The following is a 25,825-nucleotide window of genomic DNA, read 5'->3' on the forward strand; positions in this document are numbered from 1 at the left end:
ACATGGAAGAGATGAGAAAAGATTTATTTGTGCCTGCGACAGCTGACGCAGCAGAATCTGAAAAAATTTCTAAACCTAGTCTATCTTTATGGAAGGATGCCATGCTTCGCTTCCGTGCCAATAAACTTGCAATGGTTGGACTTACAATCATTTTTATTATCGTGATGCTGGCCATCTTTGTTCCGATGTTTTCTAAATACGATTACTCTACGACTGATTTGCTGAATGCTGACCAGCCGCCTTCAAAAGAACACTGGTTTGGTACAGATGATTTAGGACGTGACATGTTTGTCCGTACATGGGTCGGGGCAAGAATTTCGATCTTTATCGGGCTTGCTGCAGCGGTGCTTGACGTGATTATCGGTATTATCTGGGGAAGTATTGCTGCATTCAAAGGCGGCCGTACAGATGAAGTGATGATGCGTATCGCAGACGTTTTATGGGCAATTCCAACACTATTAATGGTTATCTTAATGATGGTTGTTCTGCCAAAAGGATTATTAACGATTATCCTCGCTATGACAGTCGTAGGCTGGATTAACATGGCACGTATTGTTCGGGGACAGGTTTTACAATTAAAGAGTCAAGAATACGTTCTTGCAGCACAAACATTAGGTGCGAAAACATCTAGACTTTTATTTAAACACTTAATTCCAAACTCAATGGGACCAATCCTTGTGACGATGACATTAACGATTCCTTCTGCTATCTTCACAGAGGCATTCCTAAGCTACCTAGGGCTTGGTGTACCGGCTCCGTTAGCGAGCTGGGGAACAATGGCGTCTGACGGAATTCCAGCCATGACGTATTACCCTTGGAGATTATGGTTCCCAGCCGCATTTATCTGTATTACAATGTTTGGTTTTAACGTGGTTGGAGACGGACTAAGAGACGCTTTAGATCCGAAGTTGCGTAAATAAGGAGTGATTAGGATGGAACGTGAACGTATTCTAGAGGTGAAAGACCTTGCAATCTCATTTAAAACATATGGTGGAGAGGTTCAAGCCATTCGTGGTGTGAACTTCCACTTAAATAAAGGCGAGACACTTGCTATTGTAGGTGAATCTGGCTCTGGTAAAAGTGTGACATCACAAGCGATCATGAGATTAATTCCGATGCCGCCGGGTTATTTCAAGCGCGGACAGATCCTGTTTGACGGCCAAGATATTGTCAAGAAAACTGAAAAACAAATGCAAACCATTCGAGGAAAAGATATCTCAATGATCTTCCAAGATCCGATGACGTCTTTGAATCCAACGATGAAAGTCGGGAAACAAATTACAGAAGTACTGTTCAAACATGAACAAATTTCAAAAGAAGCGGCTGAAAAAAGAGCCATTGAACTATTGGAGCTCGTTGGAATTCCAATGCCTGAAAAAAGAATTAAACAATATCCGCACGAATTTAGTGGCGGGATGAGACAAAGGGTTGTCATCGCCATGGCGCTTGCAGCAGATCCAAAGCTGCTGATTGCCGATGAGCCGACGACTGCACTTGATGTAACAATTCAGGCACAAATTTTAGAATTAATGAAAGAAATTCAGCAAAAGGTTGACACTTCGATTATCTTTATTACGCATGATCTAGGTGTTGTTGCCAACGTCGCTGATCGTGTAGCTGTTATGTATGCAGGACAGATTGTGGAGACAGGGACTGTCGATGAAATTTTCTACAATCCAAAGCATCCGTATACATGGGGACTTTTAGCATCCATGCCGAGTCTTGACACAGATGGCGGAGATGAAGGAAAGCTGACTGCCATTCCAGGAACACCGCCAGATCTGACAAACCCGCCGAAAGGAGATGCATTTGCACTCCGCAGCGATTATGCAATGAAAATTGACTTTGAACAAGAACCGCCAATGTTCAAAGTATCAGATACGCATTATGTGAAATCATGGCTACTTCATCCGAATGCACCTAAAGTTGAACCGCCTGCTTCTGTAAAGGCGAGAATGCGTGAACTAGAAGGTAGCTACGAAAAACCTGTATTAGTAAAAGAGGGTGAATAGCATGGCAGAAAAACTGTTAGAAATCAAAAATTTGAAGCAGCATTTCCATACAGCAAGAGGAACTGTGAAAGCAGTTGATGGGGTTTCATTTGATATTTACAAAGGTGAAACGCTTGGTCTTGTAGGTGAGTCTGGTTGTGGTAAATCCACTACGGGCCGTTCGATCATTAGACTTTATGATGCGACAGATGGTGAAGTTCTTTATAAGGGAGAAAATGTACACGGGAAGAAATCAAGACAAAAAATGCTTGAGTTCAACCGCCAAATGCAGATGATCTTCCAAGATCCATATGCTTCACTCAACCCTAGAATGACAGTGCTTGATATCATTGCAGAGGGCATCGACATTCATGGCCTTGCAAAAACAAAACAGGCGCGTAAAGAGCGTGTGTACCAATTACTTGAAACTGTTGGCTTGAACAAAGAGCACGCGAACAGATACCCGCATGAATTCTCAGGCGGTCAAAGACAGCGTATCGGAATTGCACGTGCATTAGCAGTAGAGCCGGATTTCATCATCGCCGATGAACCAATCTCTGCATTAGACGTGTCGATCCAAGCGCAGGTCGTCAATTTATTGAAAGAGCTTCAAGAGGAAAAAGGTTTAACGTACTTATTCATTGCCCATGACTTGTCCATGGTAAAATACATCAGCGATCGTATCGGTGTGATGTATTTTGGAAAATTGGTTGAGCTGGCACCAGCGAATGAATTATACGAAAACCCGCTTCATCCATATACAAAATCATTGCTGTCTGCGATTCCGCTTCCAGATCCTGATTATGAGCGTAACCGCAAACGAATCAAGTATGATCCATCTGTTCACAAAGGAACAAACACCGAGTTCCGTGAAGTGAAGCCAGGTCATTTTGTGAGCTGCACAGAGGAAGAATTCAAAGAGCTTCAGGCGAAACAATCATAAGAAGAAAGAAGCACTGCTAAGTCAGTGCTTCTTTTATTTGGATCTGGTTTCATATATTAGAAAGTGTCACTCATCAAAAAGAAATAAACTCAATCATAGGTGAAGTGATAATGAGGAGTTTAATTCAAAATAAGGAAAAATATGATACGCTTAAGTAATGAAAGTTCAAATTGTATACTATTTCGTTTGGGGGAGGACAATTGGAAAAAATAACATTATCAAATGGAGAAACAGTTGAAGTCGAGTGTCTTAGTTGTGCTTTAACGAATGGATTAGTTGAACCAGAAGGTGGTGTGGTTATTGAAACAGAGTACTTTCACGCCCATCAAGATGTCGCTTATCCAATCAGAGGGCTAATAATTTTAGCTTCAAAAAGACACATCAAATGTTTAGATGATTTAACTAATTCGGAAAGATTAGACTACATAGACGTTTTAGCAAAGATAAGAAAAGCACAAAGAACCGCTTTAGGGATAGAACATGTCTATTATTTTTACAACGAAGATACAACCCATCATTTTCATACTTGGATGGTACCAAGATATGAATGGATGTATAACTTCGGGCGTTCAGTTGAATCAGTCCGACCAGTATTACTTCACGCTAGAAATGAAATGAACACTAAAGAAAATATTTTAGAAGTTAAGGAAGCCATCAACATTCTGACCAAAGAATTAAACAAATAAAAGGAGGGAAAAATAGGATGTTGAGATGGAAAACCTTTCGTTATTCATTGCTTCATGTTCTCATTGTATTCATGCTTTTTTCAACGTCTTTTTTCAGGAAACCAAACGGAGGAAAGTGGATGCTCGCGTTTATGGTACTCATTGGGATTGTGTCTTTTTCAATGGAATATATGCTTAACCGAAAGACAAGCGGTCAGAAGCAAGAAGCATGGCGCGTAAAATATCTTTATTTCATTATGCTTCAAATTGCGATGACAATTATCCTGTTTGTCTGTATTCAACTCGTCATGAATCGTTCGTTATAAAACTTTTTTTGCGTTAATTGAAAAAAAGTGAAACTACTTAAGACTTTGCTGCGTCTTACTAGTACAGGCGTTTAAATAGCAGGAAATCGGGAATATCTAAGGAAGTGGTTCTTAACTAAAGCATAAGGAGCAGATCCATGAATTGGTATGAAAAGCTCAGTGAATACTTCCCGATAGAAGAAATGAAGTCAAAAGAGCATATGGAAGCTTTATTAAAGGAAAGAAGTGATATTTATCATAAGGAAGAAGGACCTCATCATGTGATGATGTACGCCGAATTTGATTCTTTCATCTTTATTGATTATTTATTTGTTTCCAAAGATGCAAGAGGTGAAGGCCTCGGGTCAAAGCTTATTCATAAGCTGAAGGAAAAAAAGAAACCGATCTTGCTTGAGGTTGAGCCTGTAGATGAAGATGATGCAGATACTGCAAAACGCCTAAAGTTTTACCAAAGAGAGCACTTCAAGCATGCAGAATCAATCGGTTATAAACGCAGGTCACTTGCAACAAATGAAGTGAACCGCATGGAAATTCTTTATTGGTCGCCTCTTACAAATCATGAGGAAGAGATCATGGAAGCCATGAGGAAGACCTATGAACGAATCCATACGTATAAAGATGAAGAATGGTATGGACAATCGTATGAGGATGTTGATGATGTATTGAAGATCATTGAAAATAGAAAGCAAAAAAATATTTTCGATCATCTCGACTAAATGAGAATGTTCTGACATCCAGCAGCACGACAAAATGAATGAAATTGTCTAGTTTTTGTCACAAAAATTGCAAGAAAATCTGTTCACACTTACTTTTTTATAGTATAATCACTATAAAGATTACTTATTTAGAACAATTTTAATTTAAGAATACAGATCAATATTCATTCTACAAATTGAGGAGTGAAGATTTATGGTAACATTATACACATCACCAAGCTGTACATCATGTAGAAAAGCAAGAGCGTGGTTAGAAGAGCACAATATCCCATATCAAGAGAGAAACATTTTTTCTGAGCCTCTTTCAATCGATGAAATCAAAGAAATTCTTCGAATGACAGAAGACGGTACAGACGAAATTATCTCAACACGTTCAAAAGTATTCCAAAAACTAAATGTCAATGTTGAGACAATGCCGCTTCAACAATTGTATAAACTAATCAATGAGCATCCAGGTCTTTTGCGTCGTCCAATTATCTTGGATGAAAAAAGATTACAAGTTGGATACAATGAAGATGAAATTAGACGTTTCTTACCAAGAACGGTTCGTACATTCCAACTAAGAGAAGCTCAGCGACTTGCTAATTAATAAAAACGCGAAAAGCTGCCGATCATTTGGTAGCTTTTTTTATTTATTTTCAGCCGTTTGTTCGTAAAAGAGGCTCGCTAATATGACCACTATGACGGTTAAAAACGGAAGCATCAATTCAAGCGTGGCATGCTGTGCCATAAATTCAGCCAATTTCACATCACGCACAATCATTTCACCCCCTGTAAAGGCCAAGAGAGCACTTCCCCCGTATAAAAGAAACGGAAATTTTGTTAAAGCTGCATGAATCAGCTTGCTTCCCCAAATAATAATCGGTACAGAAATCATGAGGCCAAAAGCGGTCAGAAGCATGTTGCCTTTTGCTGCACCTGCAACTGCGATGACATTATCAAGTGACATAAAGAGGTCGGCAATCACAATGGTTTGAACCGCACGCCAAAGGGAGCCGCTGCTCTTTATCCGAATGGATTCCTTCTTTTGTTCAATTAACAGATTGTATCCTATATAAAGGAGAAAAAGACCGCCAATAAACTGCAAATAAGGGATAGTCAATAAATAAACGGCGGCACCAGTCATTGTAATTCTCATCAACACGGCTAAAAGAGTGCCGATCCAAATGGCTTTATTGCGTTTGTCATGTGATAAACTGCGACTCGCCATCGCAATAATGAGCGCATTATCTCCGCCTAAAATCAGGTCTATGCCAATAATCATCAGTAAGGATACGATCCACTCTGTTTCCATCTATTTCACCTCATGTCCCAAATAGAGCTCGTACAACCAATATATGAAGACAATTCAAATATATGTTTCTGCAAGTTTTCTCTGCAAAAAATGCGTTTTTATTTCTTTTATTCATGTTTTATCATAAAATAGACAGTACGAAGCAATACCTCAATTCTTTAAACGGTTAACATGTAGACGGAACGGGTAAAGTGTAGTAAAGTACTATTAATTGGGAGCTTGTATGTCCCTTCAACATCTTATATAGAAGGGAAGGTTGGCAAAATGGAAATCGAAAGAATAAATGAACATACAGTCAAATTTTATATTTCCTACGGTGATATTGAAGATCGCGGATTTGACCGTGAAGAGATCTGGTACAATCGTGAGCGCAGTGAAGAGCTGTTTTGGGAAGTAATGGACGAAGTGCACGAAGAAGAAGAATTTGCAGTAGAGGGACCGCTTTGGATTCAAGTACAGGCACTTGACAAAGGTCTTGAAATTGTCGTGACAAAAGCCCAACTTTCTAAAGATGGACAAAAGCTCGAATTGCCGATTCCAGAAGATAAAAAAGATCAAACAGATGAAGAAAGCTTAGACGCACTGCTTGATGATTTTCATAAAGAAGAGCAAGATCAAGAAGACCATAATGAGAAGGACAAAAAACTTCAACTTCAATTCGTATTGAAAATGGATGACTTTGAAGATTTGATTGCACTTTCTCAATTAAATATGCAGGATTTTACCACAAGTTTATATTCGTTTGAAAACCGTTATTATCTATATGTTGACTTCCACGAGGATTTGTCAGATGAGCAAGTGGAGAATAAGCTCAGCATTTTGCTTGAATATGCTCACGAATCAGTGGTCAGCATCTACAGACTGAAAGAATACGGTCAGCTGATTATCGAAGGGAATGCCCTTGAAACGATTCAACAGCACTTCTCGTAACTAACAAAAAGTCGATTTCTATAGAGGAATCGGCTTTTTTATCTGTATGAATAGGTAAATAAAGAGATCGGCAAGGAGAAAAATGAAATGAGAAATGTAGTCAAAGTTCTATTTTTTCTAATCATTACGGTAGGTGCTTATTTAATCATCCAATTGATTGTCGGTGATTTAGCGGTAAGTGTATTAAGTTCTGTGAGTGTTCTATTTACTTTATCGATTATTTTCATCGGATTTGTTATTTTCTTGGAGAACCGTAATCCGTCTCAAACGATTACATGGCTTGTCCTGCTTGGCAGCTTTCCGTTATTCGGCTTTTTGTTCTACATTTTCTTTGGACGCAATATCAAAAAGCGCCGGCTGTTTGAAAAGAAGGCGGTATTGGACGAGAAGTTAATTCAGGAAGATGAACGTATCCATAGAGAAGCGATTGAAAAAATGACGCATATGGGTGATCATCAGCAGCTCTTATTTAAGCTGGCCCACAGACTCGGACATACTCCTATTACATATCGCACGTCCTCTAAAGTCTTAACCAATGGTGAAGAAACATTCTCTCATATTTTTGAAGAGATTAAAAAAGCAACTCATCACATTCATTTAGAATATTACATTCTCCGCCACGACGACCTTGGCCAAGAATTAAAGGACATTCTTATTGAAAAAGCGAAAAATGGCGTGATTGTCCGCTTTTTATATGACGATGTAGGAAGCTTAAAGCTCTCCCGTCAATATATTGCTGACCTAGAAAAGGCTGGCGTTCAGATCGTTCCGTTTTTACCAGTAAGGCTCCCCCTTTTAAATAATAAAATCAACTTCCGAAATCATAGAAAAATTGTCGTAATTGATGGGGAAGTGGGATTTGTCGGCGGGCTTAACATTGGAGACGAATACATGGGCAGAAGCAGACAATATGGATTCTGGCGTGATACTCATTTGATGATTAAGGGCGAAGCTGTTCGTGACCTCCAGCAGATTTTCATGCAGGATTGGTACTATATGACGAATGAAAGATGCTCTGGTGTGGACTATTTCAAAGATTTCAGCCACCTTGAGAGTACAACAGAAGGCGTACAAATGATTGCTGGCGGGCCTGACAAGCAGTGGGAGGTCATTAAAAATCTTTTTTTCTCCATGATCATCTCCGCCAAAAAGTCCATCTGGATCGCTTCACCGTATTTTGTGCCGGATGATGATATTTTGTCCGCATTGAAAATTGCCGCATTGAGCGGAGTAGATGTACGGATTATTGCTCCAAAGAATCCAGATAAACGGATCGTTTTCCATGCATCTCGTTCATACTTCCCGGAGCTTCTTGACGCAGGAGCAAAGGTATACGAGTATGATCAAGGCTTTATGCATAGTAAATTTATTATTGTGGATAGCGAGCTGGCTTCGATAGGAACGGCAAACATGGATATGAGAAGCTTTCATTTGAACTTTGAAGTGAATGCCTTCCTCTATAAAACAAAAAGCACCGAGAAGCTCGTCAATGATTTCTTAGGTGATTTAGAGCAGTCACATGAAATTGTTCCAGAAGAGTTTGCAAAGAGACCCTTGGGGGTCAGACTGTTTGAATCAACAGCAAGATTATTATCACCACTTTTATAAAGATTGTATTTTCCCCCTTTTCTATAAGGGGGATTTTTGATTTTACTAAGGAAATGATCAGTAAAATCATCTTTTGACACGATAAAAATTCATTTTGTCTATTCGCTTCCTTAAAGACGAACAAGCTATAATACGCTCATCAAAGAGCGAGGGGTGAACTGAATGAATACAGCAATTATGGATAACGGTAAGCTTATCCGAATGACACATCATTTATCGAAAAGCCGTTTGGAGCATGTAAGAACGACGTGCAAATTTTATTGTCCTGAGTGCAGGGAGGAAGTGCAATTAAAGCTAGGGGAGCATCGTGTCTATCATTTTGCGCATAAACAGCTGACAGCATGTCCGTTAGCTTCAGGCGAAACGGCTTATCATCAGGCGGGAAAGGAAGCCATTATGAATTGGCTGAAGGGGCTTGGACATAGACCGGCGCTGGAAAAGTTTATGTCAAATATTCATCAGCGTCCTGATGTGACCGTCTCTATAGGAAATGAAAACTATGCAATTGAATTTCAATGTGCAAATATTTCCCGGCAAGAGCTTCGCAGAAGAACAGCAGGTCTCCGCGAGGCAGGGCTCTTTCCCATATGGATGATAGGGGCAAATCGTTTAAACCGAAAATCTGCCCAGCTTTTTTCTTTCTCCTCCATTCATTGGGGAATTTTAAGGGAATCAGAGGAAAGGCGCTTGATTTTTTTCTGCCCGATCCAGAAAAGGTTCATCCATCTTGATCAATTCCTCGTGTTTCAACCAACGAAAATATGTGCGGCCATGACTGTCAGACCACTTTCAGCATACCGTGATATTCCGGCACTTCTATCTCTGCCTTCCAGCAAGCGTCAAGTAAACCAACAATGGATTAAATGTATACAGCAATTTAGGCAGCGTCCTCCTCGCAGTTTATCAAATGAAAGCAAACGTTTGAGAAATATTTTTTATGAGCATCATCATACGGCATTCCCTTTTTTGCCAACTGAATTATTTATTCCGGTGCAAGAAGCGTACATCTTTACAAGTCCCGTGTATGTTTGGCAAGGGTGTCTCTATGATTGGATGATGCGGAAAAAAGGAAGCGGAAGAGTGACGATTCAACAGCTGATGATGGAAATCAATCGATGTGTGCAAATGAAAGAAGTGAAACTCCGATATGGCGATATTTCAAGAGAAGAAATAAAAGAGGTGGTCACTGCATATGTAAATGCGCTTGTAAGACAAGGGTTTTTACATATGACGAAAGAGGGTAATTATGAAGTATCGTCGAATCAAATGCCTATACGAACACTAGATGAAGTGTTAAAACGAGATGCTTTCTTATTTCATTAGCATGTTTCATGACCACTTTGATCATGATAAGAAAAAGGTGGTGCTGCTATTGAATCGAAAGAAACGCTTTTTTCTCATTTTTTTAGTCAGTTTGGTATTTATTTCTGCATATGATTTGACAAATATAGTTCAAAACAAAGAAGATAAATACAACACCAATTTCTTTCACTTTCCGAAAGGTTGGTTCAACACAACTCATGCAAGGGGGATTCATATGACTTCACAAAACAAAAACAATCATTTACCAGACAGAAGCGAAGTAAAAGAAGAAAACAAATGGCGTCTTGAAGATATTTTTGAAAGCGTCGATGCATGGAACAAGGAATTCGAAGCGGTCAAAAAAGAAATTCCGAAGCTGGCCCAGTTTAAAGGCAAGCTGGCCCATTCTGCTGATGTTCTGTATGAAGCCCTCACCTTTCAGGATCAACTTTCTGAAAAGCTTGGCAAGCTTTATACATATGCGCACATGAAATATGATGAAGATACAACGAACTCATCATTTCAGGCGTTAAATGATAAGGCATCGAATCTATTTACACAGCTTTCTAGTACATCTGCTTATATTGTTCCAGAGATTTTATCGATTCAAGAAGATAAATTGCAGCAATTCATACTAGAAAAAGAAGAATTAAAACTGTATTCACATGCTCTCGAAGAAATTAATAAAGAGCGTCCACATATTTTAAGTGAGGAGCAAGAAGCTTTATTAGCTGAGGCATCTGAACCACTTTCATCTTCATCTACTACCTTTAGTATGTTTAACAACGCCGATATTTCGTTCCCTTCTGTAAAGGATGAGAATGGAGAGGAAAAGAAAATTACCCACGGCAACTTCATCACATTTTTAAATAGTGATGATCGTGAAGTGAGAAAGAATGCCTTTAAAGCTGTGTATAAAACGTATGATCAGTATAAGAATACACTTGCTTCTACACTGAGCGGTTCGATTAAAAAGGATAATTTTTATGCAAAAGTGCGAAATTACAAATCCGCAAGAGAAGCAGCATTATCACGAAACAGCATCCCGGAAGAAGTGTATGACAATCTAATTGATACAGTTCATCAATATTTACCGTTATTACACCGCTATATTGAATTACGTAAAAAGGTATTAAAGCTTGATGAAGTGCACAATTACGACTTGTATACACCACTTGTGAAAGATGCTGGCATGAAGCTCACCTATGATGAAGCAAAGGATTATATGCTGAAAGGGTTAGCGCCATTAGGAGAAGAATATGTGTCCGTGTTAAAAGAAGGACTCGACAATCGCTGGGTAGACGTTTATGAGAATAAAGGGAAACGAAGCGGTGCTTATTCATCTGGGAGCTATGGTACAAATCCATATATCCTCATGAACTGGCAAAATAATATTGATAATTTGTTTACACTCGCTCACGAATTTGGGCATTCTGTACACAGCTACTATACAAGAAAGCACCAGCCATATCCGTATGGAAACTATAGTATCTTTGTAGCTGAAGTGGCTTCCACTACAAATGAAGCGTTACTAGGCGAATACCTGCTCAATCATTTAGACGATAAAAAGCAGCGTTTGTATGTGTTAAACCACTTGTTAGAAGGATTTAGAGGAACGGTTTTCAGACAAACGATGTTTGCTGAGTTTGAGCATCTTATTCATGTGAAAGCACAAGAAGGAGAGGCTTTAACGCCAGAATTTATGACAAACCTTTATTACGACCTGAACAAGAAGTACTTTGGTGACGGCATGGTGGTTGATAAGGAAATTGGATTAGAGTGGACGAGAATCCCTCATTTTTATTACAACTATTATGTGTATCAATACGCGACAGGCTATAGTGCGGCGCAGGCATTAAGCAAGCAAATCTTACAAGAAGGAAAACCAGCGGTAGAGCGCTACACCGATTTCCTTAAAGCAGGAAGCTCTGATTATCCAATCAATGTGCTGAAAAAAGCAGGGGTTGATATGGCTTCTAAAGAACCAATCGAAGCAGCATGTCAATTGTTCGAAGAAAAACTAAAAGAAATGGAAGAGCTCATCTCCAAAACAGGTGAGTAATGAAAAGACTTCTGTCAGACGTGTGAGTGCTATCTCATCTTTTGACAGGAGTTTTTTTCTCATAAAAAAAGACCTCTTCAGATGTCGAGGCCGTTCCATGTCAATCATCAACCTTTAAAACCTCTAAAGGTCTTACGGTGATTCATTCGATAAAGCGTAAAAAGAATCGAAGCAAATAAGAGTGGAGACGTCAAATAAAGAGGAAGCATCTTCATTAAGCCTAATATATTTAAAAAGAAACATAAGCCAATGGCAACAAGTCCAATAGTTGTGCTGCGCATGCAGATCCCCCCATTTTTTTGTTACTTTTACTATATGAAAGTGACAACCCTCTTATGTTTTGTGACAAAAATATGAACATATAGTATATCTGTTGTCATAAGTCGACAAAATTTGATATACTACAGATGTGAAATTAATCACATACAAACATTACCCCTTTGTTTGACCGTGAAAAATTTCTCCCATCCCCTTTGTTGTCGTTAAGACATAGTGAAACCGCGCTTATCCCGGCGCGGTTTCTTCGTGTTTATAAATGGAACGAATGTTCCTTTTTGGAGTAAAGAAAAACATGGGTCAGCACCCATGTTCATTTTCACAGCGATAGACATCAAGATCTGTATGGTGGTCATTCTCTTTATAGCGCCAAAACATTTCTTGCTGCACTTGTACACGTTCTACCTTTTGAGCGAAAGCCAGCTTCTTCATTTCTCGTTCAACTTCTTCAAGCGTCAGGTCATAGACAACGGCTATCTCTTTTGCGGAAGCAAATTGAAAGTAAGCAATAAACCATTCAATTGGAGGCCGTTCTGATGGTGTTGGTTTTTCACCAATCATTTCAAAAAGGATTTCCTCGTATATATCATAAGAGTAGGCACCTGAAATTTTTAATCCTTCATCTCCATTTACGGTATTAAAAAAGGCGAAGGTCGGAAGCTCAGATACGTCCATTTCAGCTGCAATTTTCATATCACATTGCAGTGCTTTCACAGCACTTTGAGAATGAATGTCGCGCTGGAATTCCTCGATGTCCAGACCAGCACTTTTTGCATTTTCTATCAGTACCTGCTCACTTGTGACATCTTGCTGATGGCAAAAAAGTGATTCTTGAATAAGACGCAAAAATTTCATTCCGCATTTTCTGCCTTGAAGCTCCGCTGCTTTTAGTGCGAGTGAGGCGAGGTAGGGTGATGTCACAATTTGTTCAGACAGCATTTGTTCTTTTTTGGTCTGCGTTTTAGTGGCAAATTTCCCCCATGCTTCAGTCAGTAAATGTTTCTTTCTTTTCCGATTCAAAGCATTAATACTAGAACTTGTTACCGTTCGTAAAGTGAAAAAACGGCCATATTTCATTTTCAACTTTTTGATGGATGGCTCTAATAACCAGCAGTCTGGGCTTAGAGGATCAATGAATACATAGATTTCAATCGGCTTTTGAGGATGTCCGTGACAGTGTGAGAAATATTGATCGTGCGTATTGCAGCTCAAGATCGTCCATCCTTTTCAGGTGTTTGGTTGACCATATGACGAGCCGTCAGAGAAAGCCGTTCAAATAAAAAGTCACGAATATCGCCGGTTAATCCTACTTGATCCATTGCATCCTCCATGCATTCAAGCCATGCGTCAGCCCGCTCCTCAGTAATCGGAAAAGGGAGATGTCTCGCTCGCAGCATTGGGTGGCCATGCTCTTCTGTATAAAGCGGTGGTCCGCCTAAATATTGCGTTAAAAACTGTTTTTGTTTTCTTGCTGTTTCTTTTAAGTCATCCGGGAAAATAGGATGAAGCAAAGGATGACACTTTACATTTTCATAAAAAGTATCAACAAGTTGCGATAGAAGTTCCTCTCCAACCGCTTCGTAAGGTGCGTTAAACGATTGTACCATGTTGACTACTCCTTTTACTCGTAGTTAATAGGATGACTCACCCTATTGCGCATTTCATTTATTTCAAAAGTGATATTCAGTTTGTTCTATTTTATTGTTTCTATTCTTGTACTTATTTTAACAACCTCATCTCAATTCCACAAACAAACCGCTTTGGTCTGCTCAAAATAAAGAGAGAATCGGATTCTGTGATCAATTGACCATATCATAACACATTCAGTCAAAAAAGGGGGAAAAGCGACATACAAAAAACCGAAGAGGTTATTCTCTTCGGTTTAAGCGAAATATTGAGCTGTGATTTTCTTGACATAATTTTGTGTTTCTTTAAATGGAGGAATGCCCCCGTATTTATCTACATTTCCTGAGCCTGCATTATAGGCAGCTAAGGCGAGTGAGATATTTCCGTTATATTTATTGAGCATTTGTTTTAAATACTTCGTTCCGCCTTCAATGTTTTGGGACGCATCAAAGGCATTGTTGACGCCAAGTGATTTAGCAGTAGATGGCATGAGCTGCATGAGTCCAAGCGCACCTGCATGGCTGACAGCATTTGAGCGGTAGCCGGATTCCTGCTTGATGACCGCGTGAATCAGCTTTTCGGGAACGCCATGCTTTTGAGCCATTTGTGACACGATTTGATTAATCTCTTTTGATGATGAGCTACTTGAGACAGCCTTTTGAAGCGGCGGCGTGTAGCTGTTGTTTAAGACATTTCCAATGCCATTCGCTGTATTTAATTGATTGTCATTTGCATATAAAGATTGGGCCTCAAGCTGATCACTGCCGGAAGTGGCAGATAAATATGGGTTTGTACGCGCATATTGCGTGTTTGGAGCCGTTGATGGATCCGTGCCCAAAAAAGCTGAGATGGAAAGCGGGAGACGTGATAATTCTGATCCGCCTAAAAAATCTTGCAGCAGCGACTGAAATGAAGCTTGGGCATTCGATTCTTGACCCCCAGACATTTGCGTTTGTGCTGGATCTGTCTGTAACGTTTTAAGCGCTTGAAGCTGCATAAAGGATTGAAGTTGATTAACGTTCATCATGTTCCTCCTTCAAGGAATTCATCTATTCTGTGTTTTCATTTTTTCTTCATAAAAACGAACGACTTTGTTTTTTGTGTTTCGTACTGGAATATGAAATTTGCGGAGCAATGCGGAGAAAGCGGCTTGTCCGATTTCCAGGTCGCTCACTTCAAATTCAAGTTCATAGTCCTCTACTGTTAAATATCGGCTGTGATCCAAAACAATTAAGCCTTCTTGGATCATTTTTTCTGCTCTTGACGTTTCAAGTGAACCAAAGTACACAATTTGATCCTTTTGAATGTTCAGGTGGTCTAATCTGTCTGCAACTTCACCTTCTGGCAGCTTAAAATCGTCAAGTTGAGAAGGGGGAGCAATCGTTTGGTGGGTTTCGAGCAAGCCTATTTCATGTGGTTCCTTTAATGTGAGCACCCATTGACCGTTTTTTTCTCTCATTCTTAATGCAGCCAATTGAGATTTTATATCAAATTGAGGTGTATCAAAATAATAGTTGGTTTGCGTATGGAAATCCGCATCCTTCAATTGAAAATGCTGTTTCAGCTGTTCAAATTCTTCTTTCATTAATAATTGCTTTAGTTCGATTTCAATTTCCTGTGCCATTTGACATCAACCTTTCATTAGAGGAAATATGATTATTGTACATGAAGTGTGTTCAACATGTAAAAGACTGTTTTTTTCTCTCTATTTTCTTTAGGTATGGACCAAAATGAATGAAGAATCTTGAGAAAGGATCATTTAAAAGAGAAAAACAGGATTTTCTCAAAAAGTTCGGTTTATCAATATTGAACTTGATATGATAAAATAAAGCTGTACTTTGTTGTAAAGGAGATCATGATGCAAAACAGAATTGAAATCACAGAAGCAACTTTAAAAGAAGACAGGCTGATTTTGACAATCCAGTCAGAAGAGCAAATCCAAAAAGCAAAAGCATCAGGACAAATGCTTGTTGATTCTGATCACTTTGCGTTCGTTTACATACTTGAAACCGAGGAGTCCTTTTCGTATCTTATTTTAGGGGAACATACATGGGCTCCATTAAAAGAAGCAATGAATCGTGACATCCCTGTCTATTTGGCATCAGATGAACATTCACTGGAACTCATTCAGCTTCAACAGGAATTACATTATTTAATCGACAATATTAAAGACAATGCCAATTACGGAGATATGGAAGAGAAAGTGAAAAGCACATTCCTCTGAAATAATTAGGTATATGGAATTGGGGGAAGTTTCATGGACAAAAAACAATGGGATCAATTCCTCGCACCGTATAAACAAGCAGTCGAAGAACTAAAAGTGAAACTAAAAGGCATTCGAAAGCTGTATGAATTCGAGGATGACCATTCACCAGTAGAATTTGTCACAGGCCGAGTGAAACCCGTTGCCAGCATATTAGAAAAGGCAAAGCGTAAAAACATCCCGATGCATGAGATTGAAACGATGCAGGATATTGCTGGGCTTCGCATTATGTGCCAGTTTGTAGAAGATATACAAGTCGTGAAAAAAATGCTCCAGTCACGTAAAGATTTTGTGGTTGTAGATAAACGCGACTATATTGCAGAACATAAAGAAAGCGGATACCGCTCTTACCACCTTGTTGTGTTATATCCGCTGCAAACCGTAAGCGGAGAGAAACAGCTCCTCGTCGAAATCCAAATTCGTACGCTTGCGATGAACTTTTGGGCGACCATTGAGCATTCTCTGAATTATAAATATAGCGGGAACATCCCGGAGAAGGTCAAGCTGCGCCTTCAAAGAGCATCTGAGGCAGCATCTCGTCTCGATGAAGAAATGTCCGAAATTAGAGGGGAAATTCAAGAAGCACAAGTGGCATTTTCCCGGAAAAAGAAAAACGACAGCTGAGCCAGTTTGATCAAATATGATGCTGCCCTCTCATAGCAGCAAGGTGAAAAAGGAGAAGAATTCATGAAATTTGCAGTTTCTTCAAAAGGGAATTCTGTATCTGACACGCTCAAAAGTAAAATTCAGACTTACTTATTGGATTTTGGTATGGAACTAAATGAAGAGGAACCGGATCTTGTCATTACGGTTGGTGGAGACGGCACCCTTCTTTATGCGTTTCACCGTTATAGCGACCGTCTAAATGAAACGGCTTTTGTCGGTGTTCATACAGGTCATCTTGGCTTTTATGCTGACTGGGTGCCGAGTGAAATTGAAAAACTCGTCTTAGCCATTGCGAAAACGCCTTATCATATTGTGGAATATCCGATCTTAGAAGTCATTGTCAGATACAACGACGGCGGCAGAGAAGAGAAATATTTAGCAATGAATGAATGTACAATTAAAAGCATGGAAGGGACACTTGTGGCAGATGTTGAAATCAGAGGTCAGCTGTTTGAAACATTTAGAGGTGACGGTCTTTGTCTGTCTACACCATCTGGCAGTACGGCCTATAATAAGGCACTGGGTGGCGCCATTATTCACCCTTCCATTAGAGCCATTCAGCTGGCAGAAATGGCTTCAATCAACAACCGAGTGTTTCGGACGGTCGGTTCACCGCTTATTTTGCCTGACCACCATACTTGTGTGATTAAGCCGAGGAATGATGTGGATTTTCAGGTGACCATTGATCATTTAACACTGCTTCATAAAGACGTCAAATCCATTCAATGCCGGGTGGCAGACGAGAATGTCCGTTTTGCCAGATTTAGACCGTTTCCGTTTTGGAAAAGGGTGCAAGATTCCTTTATCGGAAAAGGAGAATAAGAAAGAGGTTGTTCCCGCTGGAATACTTTACGTTAAACAAAACCATAACAGCCAAAGAAGAAGGGCTGCTTTTAAAGGAATATTTAATTGATCTTGGCATTTCGAAAAGAATGCTGACAGATATTAAGTTTGCTGGCGGTGACCTCCTCATTAATGGAGAGCATGTTACCGTGAAGTGCGAACTGCATGAAGGGGACAGGCTCACCATTTTATTTCCCGAGGAAAAAGTGAGTGAAGGACTAAAGCCTGCACCGATTCCGCTTGATATTATATTTGAGGACGAGCATGTCCTTGTGCTGAATAAAAGGCCGTATATTCCTTCAATCCCTTCTCGGGAGCACCCTGAGCACAGTATTGCGAATGGATTGCTGCATCATTATGCAGAGCAGTCTGTTCGGCATACGGTTCATTTGGTGAACCGCCTTGATCGTGATACATCTGGCGTCATGCTTGTGGCGAAGCATCGCTTTGCCCATAGCCTTTTATCAAAGGCGCAAAAAAGTGGAGCGGTTAAGCGAACATACAGAGCGTTTACACATGGCATGATCACAGAAAAACATGGAACGATCGCTGCAAAAATTGCCCGAAAAGGGGATAGTATCATCGAGCGGATGGTTGATGATACTGGGCAGGACGCAGTGACGCATTATTCCGTGCGAGCGGTAATCGCTGAGTTGAACATGTCGGATGTGTCTCTCTCACTTGAAACTGGGAGAACACATCAAATTCGTGTTCATATGCAATTTCTTGGGCATCCGCTCATCGGAGATACGCTGTATGGCGGAACGACCGAGCGGATAGACCGGCAGGCACTGCATAGTGAAACCCTTGTATTTCCTCATCCGATGACAGGTGAGCAAATGATATTTTCAGCCCCGCTTCCTGATGATATGAAATCATTGCTTTTTTAAATAGAGAAACCCGGTCACCTGCAGCGCAGGGCCGGGTTTTTTTATGATGTGAAATGCTGAAACCTTGAATCGTCATAAGGCATAGATGAAGGAACAGAGACTGTTTTAAGCTCAGGGTATGTGAGGGCAGACAGCTGGTTGCCAAATACGCAGCCTGTGTCAATATTGACGGTTCTGCCAACGAACCGAGGTTCTTTCACTGGTGTATGGCCATACACAATCCACGGTTTTCCGTGATACTCCTTTGCCCAGTCCTTCCGAACAGGCCGTCCATCTGGCCATGTTTCTCCTGTGACGGCACCAAATAATAGATAGGACCGCATCTGTTTATTCGGCTTTTTTCCAATATCCTTTTCCTTCATCGCTGCGTGTGCAATGATCAGCTCATCAGGAATGAGTACATCATAAAGCGGAGCCTTCTCGAATAACTGCTTAAATTCATGTGACAATTTGTTTTGTTCGTGAATTGGCAGTTTTTTTATTTCGTTCACTGTGGTTTCGATGCCGTGAAGCAATTTGACGGGATTTCCTTTTAAGTAACGATAAAGCTTAAAGCAATGGTTGCCAGGTACATAGCGGATTGCGCCGTGTGAATAGGCATGAATGACAAATCGCATGACGTCTACTGACTGAGGTCCACGATCTGTTAGATCACCAACAAGGGCCAGCGTTCTCTTATCAGGATGGACGGGTAATCCATGTTTGAGTTCGTATCCTAGTTTGTGTATGAGGGTAAGCAGCTCTTCGTAGCAGCCGTGGATATCGCCAATAATATCGAATTTCATAAGGTTTCCTCCTGATTTTTTTCATCCATTCGTCGGATATAAAGAAGTTTGAATTTTAGAAAATATAACGAATGGCTTTCATTTCATTTGGGCAATTGTTAGAATCAATGCTTTAACGTAAGACTTAAAAAATTAAACATGAATGTTAGGAGGCTTTAGCCAATGGAGCATACATCTGTTTCATCACTCGTTGTCGTTATCATTGTCGCCTTTTTCACCCCTATTTTATTGCACCGATTTAAGCTGACCATTCCGGTCGTTGTAGCTGAAATCATCATGGGGCTCATCATTGGGAAAAGCGGTCTTCAACTGGTTGTCGAACATGATGCGTGGTTAGATACATTATCCATGCTCGGTTTTATTTTTCTGATGTTTTTAAGTGGTCTTGAAATAGATTTTTCTTCTTTTGAGTCAAAGAAGAAAGCACGAGAACTTCCAAATGGTTTAAAAGAACCAAATACATTTAAAGCTGCCACCATTATTTTTCTTGGGGTATTTTGTATTTCTTTTATTCTGTCCTATGCGTTTGTACTCGCAGGGTTTATCCAAAATGCCTTTTTAATGACGCTCATTATCTCTACCATCTCATTAGGCGTAGTGGTTCCAACTTTAAAAGAGGAAAAGTTGATGCAGACAAATATCGGTCAAATCATTCTGCTTGTAGCTGTCATTGCTGATTTGGTCACGATGATTTTACTTGCTGTGTTTTCCTCCATTTATGGAGATGGAACAGGGAACATGTGGCTTCTGCTCTTATTATTTGCTGCAGGCATTCTTCTTTATTTATTTGGCCGCGTATTTAAGACAAAGTCAATTTTTCAGTCGATGTCTAAAGGGACCGTGCAAATTGGGACAAGGGCAATCTTTACTCTCATTATAGTCTTAGTTGCCTTATCTGAATCACTCGGGGCTGAAAATATTCTAGGGGCGTTTTTAGCTGGCGTGCTTGTGTCCCTTCTTTCGCCAAATAAAGAGCTCGTTCAACAGCTGGACTCATTTGGCTATGGATTTTTAATCCCGATCTTTTTTGTGATGGTCGGAGTAGATCTGAATATATGGGCACTGTTTAAGGACCCGACGATTATGATCATGATTCCGCTGCTGTTTATTGCGCTGCTTATAAGTAAGCTCATCCCGATTCTTTATTTGAAAAAATGGTATGACATGAAAAAGGTCATTGGCTCCGGCTTTTTATTAACTTCAACTTTATCTCTCGTCATTGCAGCTGCGACGATTGGTGAGCGGCTCGGGGTCATTGATCATAAAATGTCAGGAGCGCTGATTTTAGTTGCTGTATTAACGAGTATTTTAACACCTGTTTGGTTTAAAGCGCTGTTTAAAAAAGAACAAGCGGCAGCCCATAAGAAGCGTGTGACCTTTATTGGAGCAAATCAGCTGACCTTACCTGTCACGCTTGATTTGCATCAGGATGAATATGACATTCGGATTTTGCATGTTTTTCAAGAAAATAAGGAAGCACTGCTGGCAGACTCTATCTTTGAAGTCGAATCAATTGAACAATACGATGATGAGACGCTGAGAAAGGCAGGCGTCGGCCAAGAGGATGTCCTAGTCGTCGCAACAGGCAGTGAGACGAAAAATAAGGAAATTGCTTTATTTGCAAAAGAAGAAGGAGCGAAACAAGTCATTGCAAGTGTCAACAAAGCTGAGGCGGAGCTGACATTGAAGGAAGCGGGAATTGATACGTTTTCTACTTTCCTGTCATCTAAAACGGTGCTAAGAGCTTTGATTGAAGCACCTGATGCGATTCGATTGCTAACAAATGAGGATTCTTCTTTGTATCAAATTCAAATGAACAATCATCGTTATCATAATGTCATGCTGAGAGAATTTCCTTTCACCGGTGATTTGGTATTTGTCCGCATTTTTAGAGGGGTAGACAGCTTAGTACCACATGGAGATACGACACTTAGAAGCGGCGACCGTGTGCTTGTATCGGGCTCCCGGGAGTATGTGGCAGGACTAAGAGCCCAATTAGAATGACAATGAACCCTTGACCAATGAACAATTCCTGATTAAGATAGAGGTACAACATCATATATTTGATCCACTAGGGGAGTCCTTTAAAAGGGCTGAGATAAAAGTGTTCACTTTTAGACCCTCATTACCTGAACAGGTTCATACCTGCGTAGGGAAGTGGTGCGGTTTTTGACTATGCTTTTTACAAATTCCAAGCCACTTTCCACGCGGAAAGTGGCTTTTTTATATGGAAAAACAGGAGGAGAGGAACATGACGTTTTCAACAGAATGTAAAGAGGCTGCAGCAGCATGGTGGAATGGAAGCTTTACACATCCTTTTGTCAAAGGGATTGGAGATGGCACACTTTCACTCGATCGTTTCACCTATTACGTGATGCAGGATTCTTATTATTTAACTCATTTTGCAAAGGTGCAGGCATATGGAGCGGCGATTAGTGAGGACTTACATACGACGGGCAGAATGGCGTATCATGCCCAGGGCACGTATGAAGCAGAGCTGTCGCTGCATAGGAAATTTACAGAGCTTCTGCAGATTTCTGATGAAGCTATTGAGAACTTTAAGCCTTCTCCCACTGCTTATGCGTATACCTCTCATATGTACCGATCTGTAAAAAGCGGTCGGTTTGAAGAGATTTTAGCCGCGTTATTACCATGTTACTGGCTCTATTATGAGGTAGGTGAAAAGCTGAAACAAACAACACCTGACCATCCAATTTACCAAGAATGGATTTTGACATACGGAGGCGATTGGTTTAAGGAACTCGTCTTCGAACAAGTGAACCGCTTTGATGAACTAGCAGAAAAAGCACCAGACCATGTACGGGCCAATATGAAAGAAAATTTCGTGATTTCAAGCTATTACGAATATCACTTCTGGGAGATGGCGTATCAAAAAGAAATGTGGCAAACAGCATGCTTAGATGGGGTTGGTGCAAATGGAACTCCACGCAGTGACAAATGATTCGTTTCCTGCGGATGAACTGATCAAACAAATAAAAGCCATAGCGTCTGAAGTGGATTTTATTCATATTCGGGAAAGGTCTAAAACAGCAAGTGAGCTTGTTGATCTCGTGAAGAATCTCCTTTTAGAAGGTGTGCCGAAAGAAAAGCTCGTCATCAATGACCGAGTAGACGTTGCGCTGCTTACCAATATTCACAGGGTGCATCTGCCGGGCCACAGCTTTTCGCCAAAAGAACTGCGAAAAAAATTTCCTCACCTTCATGCGGGAGTATCTGTCCATTCGATAGAAGAAGCGAAAGCAGCAGAGAAAAATGGAGCAGAGTATGTCATGTTTGGGCACGTATATGCCACCTCTTGTAAACCAGGACTTCAGGCAAGAGGTGTACAGCTTGTGAAGAAACTGACTTCTGCACTAACGATTCCAGTGGTGGCCATCGGCGGGGTGACCCCAGAACGAGTTCCAGAATTGAAACAGGCAAATGTGAAAGGAATTGCTGTCATGTCTGGGATTTTTGCTCATCATCAGCCGCGTATGATGGCACAAGCATTTTCTGAAAAGGTAAAGGAGAATCCTTATGAAAAAGCATTATGACGTTGCAATCATTGGTGGTGGAATCATAGGGGTCTCCATCGCCTATCACCTTGCAAAAGCAGGAAAACAGGTGGTCTTATTTGAAGCGAATGAGATAGGGAAGCAAACGACAAGTGCGGCTGCCGGGATGCTCGGTGCACATGCTGAAGGAGAGGGTCATGAGGATGTTTTCTTTCAGGCAGGCAGAGCAAGCCAGGCATTGTACGAAAAATTAAAAGTCGATCTTCTTCATGAATCAGGCATTGATATTCGAACTTCAGCGGGCGGTATCATGAAGGTCGCCTTTACAGAAGAAGAGAAGCAGGCCCTTTGCCGGATGCAGCATTTGTCTACATTTAAATGGCTTGACGCAAGCAGCGTAAAAAAATGCATGCCTCAAGTTACAGATCACATGCTGGGAGCAGGTTTGATTGAAGAGGATGTGCATGTGGAACCTTACGCTGTATGCAGGGCTTTATGGCAGGCGGCTGTCCGGTACGGGGCAGATGTGAAAGAGTGTACACCTGTGATCGAAGTGAAGCGGGACAAAGAAGCGTTAACTGTCAGAACAACGAAGGGCACATTCACATGTGATGACCTGACAGTCGCAAGTGGTGTATGGTCTGGCCGTTTTTTTGAAGAACTCGGATTATCTCATTCTCTTTATCCAGTAAAAGGGGAATGTGTGTCTGTATGGAATAATGGTCCGGCGCTCGCACACACCATTTATCATGATCATTGTTATATCGTTCAGCGAGATAGCGGAAAGCTTGTTATCGGCGCAACAATGAAGCCAAACGAGTGGCAGGCTGTTCCAACGCTTGGCGGCATGGAAGCTGTGATTCAAAAGGCGTCTCAGCTTATGCCTTCTATTAAGGAGATGCCGATTGAAGAGTGCTGGGCAGGCCTTCGTCCGGCGACAAACGATCGGCATCCTTATATCGGAAGACATCCAGAAGACAAGCGTATTCTTTTTGCTGCAGGGCATTACAGGAACGGTATTTTACTAGCGCCGATTACTGGAGAAATCATTCGTGACCTGATATTAGACGAACCGGTCAAAGAGGAATGGCTTCATGCGTTTCGTATTGGACGAAAGGAGGCACTATTCGTATGAAGATTCAATTGAATGGCAGAATCGTTGATTTCGATCAAGAGAATGGAACGATCTATGATCTGCTATCAGCCTATCAGCTTGAAAACCGTGTGGTGATCGTTGAAAAGAACCATGAAATCATTGATAAAGAAGCGTTTCAACAAGTAGAAATTCAACCAAATGACACGATTGAAATCGTTCATTTCGTAGGAGGAGGATGATCCAATGCTGCACATTGGCGGAAAAACATTCACATCAAGACTATTACTAGGAACAGGAAAGTACCCATCATTTGAGGTTCAAAAAGAAGCGGTGAACGTATCGGAAGCCGAAATTTTAACCTTTGCCGTCAGAAGAATGAACATATTCGAAGCATCTCAGCCTAATTTTTTGGAGCAGCTTGATTTATCAAGATATACGCTGCTTCCCAATACAGCTGGTGCAAGTACAGCAGAAGAGGCAGTGCGTATTGCCCGTTTAGCAAAGGCTTCTGGGCTTTGTGACATGATCAAGGTAGAAGTCATTGGCTGTTCAAGGTCTCTTCTGCCAGATCCAGTTGAAACATTAAAAGCATCTGAAATGCTGCTCGAAGAAGGATTTATCGTGCTGCCATATACATCTGATGATGTGGTGCTGGCAAGAAAATTAGAAGAACTCGGTGTCCATGCCATCATGCCTGGTGCTTCACCGATTGGTTCAGGCCAAGGTCTGTTAAACCCTCTGAACCTCTCATTTATAATCGAGCAGGCGAAGGTGCCGGTCATTATTGATGCTGGCGTAGGTTCTCCGAAGGATGCAGCTTATGCGATGGAGCTTGGAGCTGACGCTGTATTACTAAATACCGCTGTCTCTGGTGCAAAGAATCCTGTGAAAATGGCAAAAGCAATGAAACTCGCGATTGAATCAGGAAGACTAGGCTATGAGGCAGGACGTATTCCGCTAAAAAACTATGGGACAGCGAGCAGTCCACAGGAAGGAATGCCGTCATTTTGAGCACTCGTTATTCACGCCAGGAGCTTTTTCAGCCAATCGGAACAGAGGGTCAAAAGAGGCTAAATGACTCAAAGGCGGTCATTATTGGAGCGGGGGCACTTGGAACCGCAAGTGCTGAAATGCTCGTTCGTGCCGGCGTTGGATCTGTTACCATTTTGGACCGAGATTATATTGAATGGAGCAACCTTCAGCGCCAGCAGCTTTACACGGAGCAAGACGTGAAGGATCGACTGCCAAAAGCTGTGGCGGCTGAAAAAAGACTCAAGCAAGTAAACAGTGATGTGCACATCAAAGGAATCGTAATCGATGTGACTGCTCACAATATTGACGAACTTGTCAGCGGGGCTTCAATCATTGTCGATGCAGCGGATAATTTTGAGGTGAGAATGATCGCAAATGATGCCGCTGTCAAACATCAAATTCCGTTTCTTTATGGGGCCTGTGTAGCAAGTTACGGCATTCAATTCACTGTGATTCCTGGTGAGACGCCGTGTTTACACTGTCTGCTTGAACATTTACCCGCACAAGGCATGACATGTGATACAGCAGGTATCATCAGTCCAGTTGTGCAGCAGGTGGCCGCATATCAAGTGGCAGATGCACTTAAATATTTAACAGGACATCAAGTGACGCCAATTTTAAAATCCTTCGATTTATGGAAAAATGAACGGTCTGATATTCGATCGACCGCGTCTTTAAAGAAGAAGCAATGTCCAAGCTGTGGACTGAAGACCTATCCATTTCTTTCATATGACAAGAGAGCGAAGGCGGATGTACTATGCGGCCGCAATACGGTACAAATCCGCAGTGCAGCAGAAACACCGCCGCCTTTACATGAAGTAGCTCTTCGGTTAAAGAGGGCAGGAATGGATGTGCTTGAGAATCCATATTTGCTTTCGTGTCAAAAGGATGAGTTTAAGCTTGTCTTATTTAAAGATGGCAGAGCGCTTGTTCATGGTACGAATGATATTGCCAAAGCAAGAACCATTTATCATCAATGGATTGGCTAATGAGAGG

General features: G+C 41.0%; 29 protein-coding genes and 1 riboswitch. Of the genes, 22 read left to right on the top strand and 7 right to left on the bottom strand.

The genetic code is table 11. The features are described 5' to 3' along the window. Positions 1-2 precede the first annotated feature (2 nt). From MHB69_RS05500 to spxA, 7 genes are all read left to right on the top strand, one after another. Positions 3-920, top strand: a complete 918-nt coding sequence (locus tag MHB69_RS05500) for an ABC transporter permease (RefSeq protein WP_024425043.1) — start codon at positions 3-5, stop codon at positions 918-920. Between the two features lie 3 nt (positions 921-923). Then, positions 924-2,012 (top strand): ABC transporter ATP-binding protein, encoded by a 1,089-nt coding sequence (locus MHB69_RS05505; RefSeq protein ID WP_087975602.1) that lies wholly within the window; start codon positions 924-926, stop codon positions 2,010-2,012. A gap of 1 nt (position 2,013) precedes the next feature. Beyond that, the gene (locus MHB69_RS05510) at positions 2,014-2,934 is read left to right on the top strand and encodes an ATP-binding cassette domain-containing protein (protein WP_024425041.1); all 921 of its coding nucleotides are present in this window, start codon (positions 2,014-2,016) and stop codon (positions 2,932-2,934) included. 200 nt (positions 2,935-3,134) lie between these two features. After that, the gene (locus MHB69_RS05515) at positions 3,135-3,620 is read left to right on the top strand and encodes a diadenosine tetraphosphate hydrolase (protein ID WP_041117126.1); all 486 of its coding nucleotides are present in this window, start codon (positions 3,135-3,137) and stop codon (positions 3,618-3,620) included. A gap of 17 nt (positions 3,621-3,637) precedes the next feature. After that, positions 3,638-3,925: a hypothetical protein gene (locus MHB69_RS05520; protein ID WP_111927229.1), complete on the top strand. Its 288-nt coding sequence runs from the start codon at positions 3,638-3,640 to the stop codon at positions 3,923-3,925. 137 nt (positions 3,926-4,062) lie between these two features. Continuing rightward, positions 4,063-4,641 (top strand): GNAT family N-acetyltransferase, encoded by a 579-nt coding sequence (locus tag MHB69_RS05525; protein ID WP_024425040.1) that lies wholly within the window; start codon positions 4,063-4,065, stop codon positions 4,639-4,641. 193 nt (positions 4,642-4,834) lie between these two features. Beyond that, positions 4,835-5,230, top strand: a complete 396-nt coding sequence (gene spxA / locus MHB69_RS05530) for a transcriptional regulator SpxA (RefSeq protein WP_003211421.1) — start codon at positions 4,835-4,837, stop codon at positions 5,228-5,230. A 39-nt stretch (positions 5,231-5,269) separates the two neighbouring features. Here the strand turns inward: spxA and MHB69_RS05535 are convergent, their stop codons facing one another. Next, complete coding sequence (locus MHB69_RS05535; protein WP_034282060.1) at positions 5,270-5,935, bottom strand: TerC family protein; 666 nt, start codon at positions 5,933-5,935, stop codon at positions 5,270-5,272. A 264-nt stretch (positions 5,936-6,199) separates the two neighbouring features. On the opposite strand from MHB69_RS05535, the gene mecA reads away from it, so the two are divergent. The 4 genes from mecA to pepF all read left to right on the top strand — a co-directional run bounded on the left by mecA (position 6,200) and on the right by pepF (position 11,837). After that, positions 6,200-6,865: an adaptor protein MecA gene (gene mecA, locus MHB69_RS05540; protein WP_024425038.1), complete on the top strand. Its 666-nt coding sequence runs from the start codon at positions 6,200-6,202 to the stop codon at positions 6,863-6,865. Between the two features lie 87 nt (positions 6,866-6,952). Next, the gene (cls, locus tag MHB69_RS05545; protein ID WP_034282056.1) at positions 6,953-8,473 is read left to right on the top strand and encodes a cardiolipin synthase; all 1,521 of its coding nucleotides are present in this window, start codon (positions 6,953-6,955) and stop codon (positions 8,471-8,473) included. 162 nt (positions 8,474-8,635) lie between these two features. After that, a complete protein-coding gene (locus MHB69_RS05550; protein ID WP_342496070.1) occupies positions 8,636-9,796 on the top strand; it encodes a competence protein CoiA family protein in 1,161 nt (386 codons plus the stop codon). A gap of 214 nt (positions 9,797-10,010) precedes the next feature. Beyond that, positions 10,011-11,837, top strand: a complete 1,827-nt coding sequence (pepF, locus tag MHB69_RS05555; RefSeq protein WP_282707040.1) for an oligoendopeptidase F — start codon at positions 10,011-10,013, stop codon at positions 11,835-11,837. 107 nt (positions 11,838-11,944) lie between these two features. On the opposite strand, the gene MHB69_RS05560 is transcribed toward pepF, so the two are convergent. The 5 genes from MHB69_RS05560 to MHB69_RS05580 form a co-directional block, all read right to left on the bottom strand. Then, positions 11,945-12,118 carry a hypothetical protein gene (locus tag MHB69_RS05560; RefSeq protein WP_024425034.1) on the bottom strand — a complete coding sequence of 58 codons (174 nt, stop codon included), beginning with the start codon at positions 12,116-12,118 and terminating at the stop codon, positions 11,945-11,947. A gap of 295 nt (positions 12,119-12,413) precedes the next feature. Next, positions 12,414-13,325: a ClpXP adapter SpxH family protein gene (locus MHB69_RS05565; RefSeq protein ID WP_024425033.1), complete on the bottom strand. Its 912-nt coding sequence runs from the start codon at positions 13,323-13,325 to the stop codon at positions 12,414-12,416. Beyond that, positions 13,322-13,720: a thiol management oxidoreductase gene (locus MHB69_RS05570; RefSeq protein ID WP_008355333.1), complete on the bottom strand. Its 399-nt coding sequence runs from the start codon at positions 13,718-13,720 to the stop codon at positions 13,322-13,324. Before MHB69_RS05570 ends, MHB69_RS05565 begins: the two co-directional genes overlap by 4 nt. Before the next feature lie 275 nt (positions 13,721-13,995). Then, positions 13,996-14,763 carry a lytic transglycosylase domain-containing protein gene (locus MHB69_RS05575; RefSeq protein WP_081124258.1) on the bottom strand — a complete coding sequence of 256 codons (768 nt, stop codon included), beginning with the start codon at positions 14,761-14,763 and terminating at the stop codon, positions 13,996-13,998. A gap of 21 nt (positions 14,764-14,784) precedes the next feature. Continuing rightward, positions 14,785-15,363 (bottom strand): CYTH domain-containing protein, encoded by a 579-nt coding sequence (locus MHB69_RS05580; RefSeq protein ID WP_034282049.1) that lies wholly within the window; start codon positions 15,361-15,363, stop codon positions 14,785-14,787. 234 nt (positions 15,364-15,597) lie between these two features. Between MHB69_RS05580 and MHB69_RS05585 the strand changes: the two genes are divergently transcribed. The 4 genes from MHB69_RS05585 to MHB69_RS05600 all read left to right on the top strand — a co-directional run bounded on the left by MHB69_RS05585 (position 15,598) and on the right by MHB69_RS05600 (position 18,401). Beyond that, entirely contained in the window at positions 15,598-15,963 is a 366-nt protein-coding gene (locus MHB69_RS05585; protein WP_034282045.1) for a hypothetical protein, read from the top strand. Positions 15,964-15,996: 33 nt separating this feature from the next. Beyond that, a complete protein-coding gene (locus tag MHB69_RS05590; protein WP_024425028.1) occupies positions 15,997-16,626 on the top strand; it encodes a GTP pyrophosphokinase family protein in 630 nt (209 codons plus the stop codon). A gap of 63 nt (positions 16,627-16,689) precedes the next feature. Continuing rightward, positions 16,690-17,490: an NAD kinase gene (locus MHB69_RS05595; protein ID WP_003211364.1), complete on the top strand. Its 801-nt coding sequence runs from the start codon at positions 16,690-16,692 to the stop codon at positions 17,488-17,490. 17 nt (positions 17,491-17,507) lie between these two features. Continuing rightward, positions 17,508-18,401: an RluA family pseudouridine synthase gene (locus tag MHB69_RS05600; protein ID WP_186365585.1), complete on the top strand. Its 894-nt coding sequence runs from the start codon at positions 17,508-17,510 to the stop codon at positions 18,399-18,401. Positions 18,402-18,442: 41 nt separating this feature from the next. On the opposite strand, the gene prpE is transcribed toward MHB69_RS05600, so the two are convergent. Next, positions 18,443-19,186, bottom strand: coding sequence for a bis(5'-nucleosyl)-tetraphosphatase PrpE (gene prpE, locus MHB69_RS05605; protein ID WP_034282041.1), 744 nt, complete (start codon positions 19,184-19,186; stop codon positions 18,443-18,445). 162 nt (positions 19,187-19,348) lie between these two features. On the opposite strand from prpE, the gene MHB69_RS05610 reads away from it, so the two are divergent. From MHB69_RS05610 to MHB69_RS05640, 7 genes are all read left to right on the top strand, one after another. After that, on the top strand, positions 19,349-21,190 hold the full coding sequence (locus MHB69_RS05610; protein ID WP_111927239.1) for a monovalent cation:proton antiporter family protein: 1,842 nt from the start codon (positions 19,349-19,351) through the stop codon (positions 21,188-21,190). Positions 21,191-21,249: 59 nt separating this feature from the next. Continuing rightward, a riboswitch (TPP riboswitch) is annotated at positions 21,250-21,359 on the top strand. Positions 21,360-21,437: 78 nt separating this feature from the next. Beyond that, complete coding sequence (tenA, locus tag MHB69_RS05615; RefSeq protein WP_046310576.1) at positions 21,438-22,148, top strand: thiaminase II; 711 nt, start codon at positions 21,438-21,440, stop codon at positions 22,146-22,148. Then, positions 22,123-22,740, top strand: a complete 618-nt coding sequence (gene tenI, locus MHB69_RS05620; protein WP_046310578.1) for a thiazole tautomerase TenI — start codon at positions 22,123-22,125, stop codon at positions 22,738-22,740. Before tenA ends, tenI begins: the two co-directional genes overlap by 26 nt. Beyond that, entirely contained in the window at positions 22,724-23,836 is a 1,113-nt protein-coding gene (gene thiO, locus MHB69_RS05625; RefSeq protein WP_041117143.1) for a glycine oxidase ThiO, read from the top strand. The genes tenI and thiO overlap by 17 nt, the downstream gene beginning before the upstream one ends. Continuing rightward, a complete protein-coding gene (gene thiS / locus MHB69_RS05630) occupies positions 23,833-24,036 on the top strand; it encodes a sulfur carrier protein ThiS (RefSeq protein ID WP_024426466.1) in 204 nt (67 codons plus the stop codon). Before thiO ends, thiS begins: the two co-directional genes overlap by 4 nt. A gap of 4 nt (positions 24,037-24,040) precedes the next feature. Further along, positions 24,041-24,808 (top strand): thiazole synthase, encoded by a 768-nt coding sequence (locus tag MHB69_RS05635; protein WP_268480527.1) that lies wholly within the window; start codon positions 24,041-24,043, stop codon positions 24,806-24,808. Further along, a complete protein-coding gene (locus MHB69_RS05640) occupies positions 24,805-25,818 on the top strand; it encodes a thiazole biosynthesis adenylyltransferase ThiF (RefSeq protein ID WP_101677372.1) in 1,014 nt (337 codons plus the stop codon). Before MHB69_RS05635 ends, MHB69_RS05640 begins: the two co-directional genes overlap by 4 nt. The last annotated feature ends 7 nt before the right edge of the window (positions 25,819-25,825 follow it).

Source organism: Bacillus sp. FSL K6-0994, from assembly GCF_038630815.1.
Classification (GTDB): domain Bacteria; phylum Bacillota; class Bacilli; order Bacillales; family Bacillaceae; genus Bacillus; species Bacillus safensis.

What these genes read in the sequence shown, in the direction of transcription:
- MHB69_RS05500 (WP_024425043.1), top strand. Translation starts at nt 3, where the DNA reads ATGGAAGAGATGAGAAAAGATTTATTTGTGCCTGCGACAGCTGACGCA.
- MHB69_RS05510 (WP_024425041.1), top strand. Translation starts at nt 2,014, where the DNA reads ATGGCAGAAAAACTGTTAGAAATCAAAAATTTGAAGCAGCATTTCCAT.
- MHB69_RS05520 (WP_111927229.1), top strand. Translation starts at nt 3,638, where the DNA reads ATGTTGAGATGGAAAACCTTTCGTTATTCATTGCTTCATGTTCTCATT.
- MHB69_RS05525 (WP_024425040.1), top strand. Translation starts at nt 4,063, where the DNA reads ATGAATTGGTATGAAAAGCTCAGTGAATACTTCCCGATAGAAGAAATG.
- spxA (WP_003211421.1), top strand. Translation starts at nt 4,835, where the DNA reads ATGGTAACATTATACACATCACCAAGCTGTACATCATGTAGAAAAGCA.
- MHB69_RS05535 (WP_034282060.1), bottom strand. Translation starts at nt 5,935, where the DNA reads ATGGAAACAGAGTGGATCGTATCCTTACTGATGATTATTGGCATAGAC.
- mecA (WP_024425038.1), top strand. Translation starts at nt 6,200, where the DNA reads ATGGAAATCGAAAGAATAAATGAACATACAGTCAAATTTTATATTTCC.
- cls (WP_034282056.1), top strand. Translation starts at nt 6,953, where the DNA reads ATGAGAAATGTAGTCAAAGTTCTATTTTTTCTAATCATTACGGTAGGT.
- MHB69_RS05550 (WP_342496070.1), top strand. Translation starts at nt 8,636, where the DNA reads ATGAATACAGCAATTATGGATAACGGTAAGCTTATCCGAATGACACAT.
- pepF (WP_282707040.1), top strand. Translation starts at nt 10,011, where the DNA reads ATGACTTCACAAAACAAAAACAATCATTTACCAGACAGAAGCGAAGTA.
- MHB69_RS05560 (WP_024425034.1), bottom strand. Translation starts at nt 12,118, where the DNA reads ATGCGCAGCACAACTATTGGACTTGTTGCCATTGGCTTATGTTTCTTT.
- MHB69_RS05570 (WP_008355333.1), bottom strand. Translation starts at nt 13,720, where the DNA reads ATGGTACAATCGTTTAACGCACCTTACGAAGCGGTTGGAGAGGAACTT.
- MHB69_RS05575 (WP_081124258.1), bottom strand. Translation starts at nt 14,763, where the DNA reads ATGAACGTTAATCAACTTCAATCCTTTATGCAGCTTCAAGCGCTTAAA.
- MHB69_RS05580 (WP_034282049.1), bottom strand. Translation starts at nt 15,363, where the DNA reads ATGGCACAGGAAATTGAAATCGAACTAAAGCAATTATTAATGAAAGAA.
- MHB69_RS05585 (WP_034282045.1), top strand. Translation starts at nt 15,598, where the DNA reads ATGCAAAACAGAATTGAAATCACAGAAGCAACTTTAAAAGAAGACAGG.
- MHB69_RS05590 (WP_024425028.1), top strand. Translation starts at nt 15,997, where the DNA reads ATGGACAAAAAACAATGGGATCAATTCCTCGCACCGTATAAACAAGCA.
- MHB69_RS05595 (WP_003211364.1), top strand. Translation starts at nt 16,690, where the DNA reads ATGAAATTTGCAGTTTCTTCAAAAGGGAATTCTGTATCTGACACGCTC.
- prpE (WP_034282041.1), bottom strand. Translation starts at nt 19,186, where the DNA reads ATGAAATTCGATATTATTGGCGATATCCACGGCTGCTACGAAGAGCTG.
- MHB69_RS05610 (WP_111927239.1), top strand. Translation starts at nt 19,349, where the DNA reads ATGGAGCATACATCTGTTTCATCACTCGTTGTCGTTATCATTGTCGCC.
- tenA (WP_046310576.1), top strand. Translation starts at nt 21,438, where the DNA reads ATGACGTTTTCAACAGAATGTAAAGAGGCTGCAGCAGCATGGTGGAAT.
- tenI (WP_046310578.1), top strand. Translation starts at nt 22,123, where the DNA reads ATGGAACTCCACGCAGTGACAAATGATTCGTTTCCTGCGGATGAACTG.
- thiO (WP_041117143.1), top strand. Translation starts at nt 22,724, where the DNA reads ATGAAAAAGCATTATGACGTTGCAATCATTGGTGGTGGAATCATAGGG.
- thiS (WP_024426466.1), top strand. Translation starts at nt 23,833, where the DNA reads ATGAAGATTCAATTGAATGGCAGAATCGTTGATTTCGATCAAGAGAAT.
- MHB69_RS05635 (WP_268480527.1), top strand. Translation starts at nt 24,041, where the DNA reads ATGCTGCACATTGGCGGAAAAACATTCACATCAAGACTATTACTAGGA.